Source organism: Longimicrobiaceae bacterium, from assembly GCA_036375715.1.
GTDB lineage: Bacteria > Gemmatimonadota > Gemmatimonadetes > Longimicrobiales > Longimicrobiaceae > DASVBS01.
In genome coordinates this window covers 1-4256 of sequence record DASVBS010000049.1, presented here as the reverse complement: position 1 = coordinate 4256, position 4256 = coordinate 1, and the positions used below count along the sequence as shown (strand labels likewise).

Sequence of the window (4256 nt, the reverse complement as noted above, 5' to 3'; positions counted from 1 at the left end):
GCCGGTCTCGGTCGCGAGGGTGGACGCGCCGGCCAGGGTGACGCTCAGGCTCCACCCCTCGGAGCGGGGGTAGTCGGCGTGCGACCACGTGAAGGTCAGCGTGTCGCCCGCGCTGAGCGTGCCGGGGACCCCGGCCGGGAGAACGGGTGCCATCGCGCACCCGCACGATGCTTAGCCCGGCTAACGAGGCAGTAGCGGGCAAACCGCCCGAGACGGCCCGACTATGGCCCCCACGGGACACGAGTGGCAGCGCCGGCGCCGCGCGGCTAGCTCGCGCGGCGTTCGTCGAGGTCAGCGCGGCGCACCGCGTAGGCGCGGTAGACGTAGCCCTGCTGCGCCACGTAGCGCCGCTCCAGGTAGCCCCGGTGACACAGCGTCCGGAGACTCCGGCTCACCGTGTGCCGTTTCATGCGCAAGGTGAGCGAGAGCCCGCTCACCTTCACGCTCCGCATCTCCTGTGTGTCGAGGTGGTTGGTGACGAGCCACGTGTAGACGGTCAGGGCCGCGCCCCGGAGGTGGGGGTCGTTGGTCGCGTCACGGAGGGCGGGGAGGAGGTACGGCATCACGTCAGGTGTCGAGGCCATCGAGCGCCACGAGCCGGGGCGCCGGCCCGGTCACCGCGATCGTGAGGTGCGGGGGCAGGTCGAGCCGGACGCGCAGCATCGCGGTGGAGACGTGGATCGCGGCGCGCCGTTCCATCGCCGTCAGGTCCGGAACGCCCAGCCGCGACGCCCACGCCGCGGTCGCTTGCTGGGCTCGGATCGGTCCGGATCGGTCACGATCGGTGCCAATTCGCCGGGATCAGGCTCCGATGCGTTCGATGTCGCCCGGTGTCGGCGCTGTTCGGCCAGGTCCCCGATGCGATCGACGAACTCACGCCCGAATGCGTACATCGCCGCGAGCGCGTAGATCGTGAGATCCAGCGCCTCGTTGGCGCGGTCCTTCGAGACCGGGCGCCACGCCCGCACCCGGCGCCCCCGCACCGTCACGAGGCGCTGCTCCTCCGCCGTCAACTGGTCGTAGAACGCCTCATCGAGCGAGTCCGCGAAGTGGAAGGCGCCGGGACCGCCGGGCGGTACGGGATTGAGGAGCCGGAGCGCCAGGATGTCCTTCGCGGTATCCGAGCCCACAATCCACGGGTTGCGGACGCGCCGGGTCCGCGCCCGCGCCGGCTTCCTGATCCATGGCCGATGCCGCCCGTCCTCACCCTTCACGCCAATCACCCGCTTCACCACACGGCGAGCGGTCCACTCATCCACCCACTTCCACGCCGTCGGCCCGAGGTAGCCCGTGTCGATGGCAATGCCGTAGAGCGGCACCCCACGCGGCGCCGTCAGCGCGGCCCACGCGGACACCCACGGCTCGTCTTTTTCCGGCGCGCCCTCGTGCGACTCCCACTCGAGACACCACACCTCTTCCCCCGCGCCCACGCCGATCACCAGCGTCTCGATGCGATCCTGCTGGATGTCCACCGCCCCGAAGCAGGCGCCGATGGGTGCGGGGAGTTCGGGCATCGGCTCGGCACGTTGCCGCAGGGTGTGGACCTCGATCCGCTGGGACTCGGGCCGCCACGGCTGCGCGAGCACGTGGGTGACGAACACCTTGAGCTTCTCGTGGTTGCGCTGTGCCTCCACCCACTTGCGCATGATCGTCGCCCACGACTGCCACGGCGAGAGCAGGCCAGTGAGATCGAACCCCACCACCTCGCGGCCGGGGAACCGGGGGACCCACCGCGCCCCATTCGCGGGTCTGAGCATCCACGCTTTTTCCGTCTCGGGGATCAGGGTCCCGCAGCTCGTACAGAGATAGCGCGCCGTCTGCGGGATGAGCTGGTCGGCCGGGTCCCGGTCGCACACGAGCCGATACGTGCCGTCGGGCGCCTTCCACTGGAACGGCTCACGGCGTTTGCAGTTGGGACACGGCACATGATACTCGCGCCAGTCACTCTGCCGCAGCGCCGCCGTGATCGGGCAGGTTTCCTCCTCACCGGGCGTCGAGCCCTGAATCCGCTTCGCGTTCCAGAAACTGTTGGTGCGTTCGGTCGCGAGGTCCCACGGGTCGCCCTCCTGCCGGGCATCCAGGGTCCAGCCGGACCGCTCGTCGCCGGTGAGCCGGCGGGCCGGGCGCGAGCGCAGTCCGGTGGGGGAGTTCGCCCCGACCACGACGGTCCAGCCGCCCCGGTAGACCTTCCGCTGCAGCGTGTCGTCGGACGTGCGCCGACCCTGCTCGCTCCGGATCAGTCCCCGCAGGTGCGGCGACTCCTCCAGCATCGGGTCCATGCGCTCCTTGACCCACGACTTCGCCGCCTCGATCGACGGCTGCACGAGCAGATGGCCCGACGGGTCCTCCCGCATCACATAGGCGCAATACTGCAGCAGCAGTTCGGTATAGCCGACCTGTGCCGCCTTGTTGACCACCACGTCCTGGTGGATCTCGTCGCAGAACACGTCGGCCATCTCGGCCAGGAACGGCGCCCGGTCCGTCGAATACTGGCCGTGTTCCGCGGCACCGGATGAGCGCGCGATCCACCCGTAGCGGTTCATCCATTGGGAGCCGGTGAGCCGGGTCCGGGGTCGCCCGGCCCGCCGCAGCACATCGGCCGCCACGCGCGCCAGCCCGCTCATGCCGCGTCGTCCTCCGCCTCGTCCCCAGCCTCCACCTCGTCCGCCGCCGCCGCCAGCACGGACAGCAGGTCACGCGTCAGATCGTCGAGCACCCCCGTCGCCTCCGGCATGGTGCCGAGCCCCAGTACACGCGGGGCCCACCGCCCGCGCACGGCCAGAATGCGCGAGCGGAGCACACTGCAGATCCGATCCCACTCGTGTTCGACCTCGGCTGCCGGCACGAGCTGCCGCCGCCGTTCCGCGAGCCGGAGTTCCGCCAGGTCCGCATCCGCCCGGAGCTTCCGCGCCCGCTCCTCCGCCTCGACCGGACTGTCCGGGCGCCCCGCCTCCCTGTCCCGGTCCCGACGCCACTGCACACACTCGCGCGCGACGTACCGCGTCTGGCCACTCACCGTCCGCGTCGGCATCCCCTCCAACACCCACTGCCGAATCGTCTCCCGGCTCACGCCGAAGAGGTCCGCCAACTCCTTCTGCGAACTCGTCAGGACGCGAGACGCCATGACAATGCCAGATGCTCAGAGTGTGGCGTGCATACAACGCAGCATCGGACGCTCGGCGTGACCGGCGGTGGGGCCGGGGGGAGGACCCTGTAAACGCTTGTCATCATGTGGGTTGCGTGTTCGGTCATCATCGGCGCATGGTGGCGATGGCGCGGTCAATGGCCTCGAGCGCGCGGCCGGGCCAGTGGCGGTCGGCGGCCTGGTGGGCCGTGTCTACGAAGTGGAGGATGGCGGGGGTGCGGGCGCGCGATTTCCAGACGTAGAGCACACGGAGGGTGGCGCGGGCACCACGCCCGAGTTTCTGGAGCAGGAGGCCGCGCCGCGAGAAGATGCGGCCCGACTGGGCGCGCTTGCTGGCATAGAGCGCCGGGGGGCGCTGGGACTTGGGGATGATGTCGCGCTTGGTGCGGCGCGCCTGCACGGGGATGGCGATGGCCCGGCCTTCACGCGGGACTTTGGGCTCGCCGGTCTCGAACTTGGTGAGGAAGCCCGCGCGCTCGGTGACGCGCAACTCGGTCTCGAGCCGGGACTTGGTCGAGAACCGCGTGATCTTGGCCCCCTCCAGTTTGACGAACTGGGGCTGCCGGAGGGTGAAGCGCTGCTCGTAGCCGTGTTGGATGGCGGCCTGCGCGTCTTTGGTCGTGTTGTTGAGGGCCAGGGACATGGCGAACGGCTGCTGCCGGCGGAACGCCTGGAGGCCGTCGATCACCGGGTCGGCTTCGACGTCGATGCGGAACTCCGTCATGGGGTACTCCTTTCGGTGCGCTCGTGCGCGGGCGGCGTCGCCTGCCGCTGCATCGGCAGCACCGTGTTGGCATGGTACAACATCCAGAGCTCGAACGGGATCGGGTCGCCGTCCTGCGGGACGGGAACCCGCAGGAGCCAGGTCCAGTCGGCGGTCGTGGTCACCGTGGTCCGGGGTCCGTCAGCCATGGCGCCGGGATTGGTGACCGTCCCGCCAGCGGGTGAGGTCGTGGACGATGGTGTCCACTGTCTCGGGCCATGCGCCCGCCCTGGGCTGGCGGTAGAGCGTGAGGGAGCGGTACCACGGGGAGTGCCGGGTGATGGTGACGCCATCGGCGGCATAGAGTCCCCAGCGCCAGTCGCAGGCGGCCGCGATCAGCCCCCAGAC

7 protein-coding genes are annotated in these 4256 nt (G+C 70.4%); all 7 read right to left on the bottom strand.

Features of this window, described 5'->3' with window-relative positions:
- Positions 1-266: 266 nt before the first annotated feature.
- Positions 267-584, bottom strand: a complete 318-nt coding sequence (locus VF167_09545) for a hypothetical protein (GenBank protein ID HEX6925665.1) — start codon at positions 582-584, stop codon at positions 267-269.
- A complete protein-coding gene (locus VF167_09540; protein HEX6925664.1) occupies positions 568-699 on the bottom strand; it encodes a hypothetical protein in 132 nt (43 codons plus the stop codon). Before VF167_09540 ends, VF167_09545 begins: the two co-directional genes overlap by 17 nt.
- A gap of 5 nt (positions 700-704) precedes the next feature.
- Positions 705-2624 (bottom strand): terminase gpA endonuclease subunit, encoded by a 1920-nt coding sequence (locus tag VF167_09535; protein ID HEX6925663.1) that lies wholly within the window; start codon positions 2622-2624, stop codon positions 705-707.
- Positions 2621-3124: a terminase small subunit gene (locus VF167_09530; protein HEX6925662.1), complete on the bottom strand. Its 504-nt coding sequence runs from the start codon at positions 3122-3124 to the stop codon at positions 2621-2623. The genes VF167_09535 and VF167_09530 overlap by 4 nt, the downstream gene beginning before the upstream one ends.
- Before the next feature lie 127 nt (positions 3125-3251).
- Positions 3252-3869, bottom strand: a complete 618-nt coding sequence (locus VF167_09525) for a hypothetical protein (GenBank protein HEX6925661.1) — start codon at positions 3867-3869, stop codon at positions 3252-3254.
- On the bottom strand, positions 3866-4057 hold the full coding sequence (locus tag VF167_09520) for a hypothetical protein (protein HEX6925660.1): 192 nt from the start codon (positions 4055-4057) through the stop codon (positions 3866-3868). The genes VF167_09525 and VF167_09520 overlap by 4 nt, the downstream gene beginning before the upstream one ends.
- Positions 4050-4256, bottom strand: a 207-nt coding sequence (locus VF167_09515; GenBank protein ID HEX6925659.1) for a hypothetical protein, incomplete at its 5' end; no start/stop codon positions are given. The genes VF167_09520 and VF167_09515, both read right to left, overlap by 8 nt.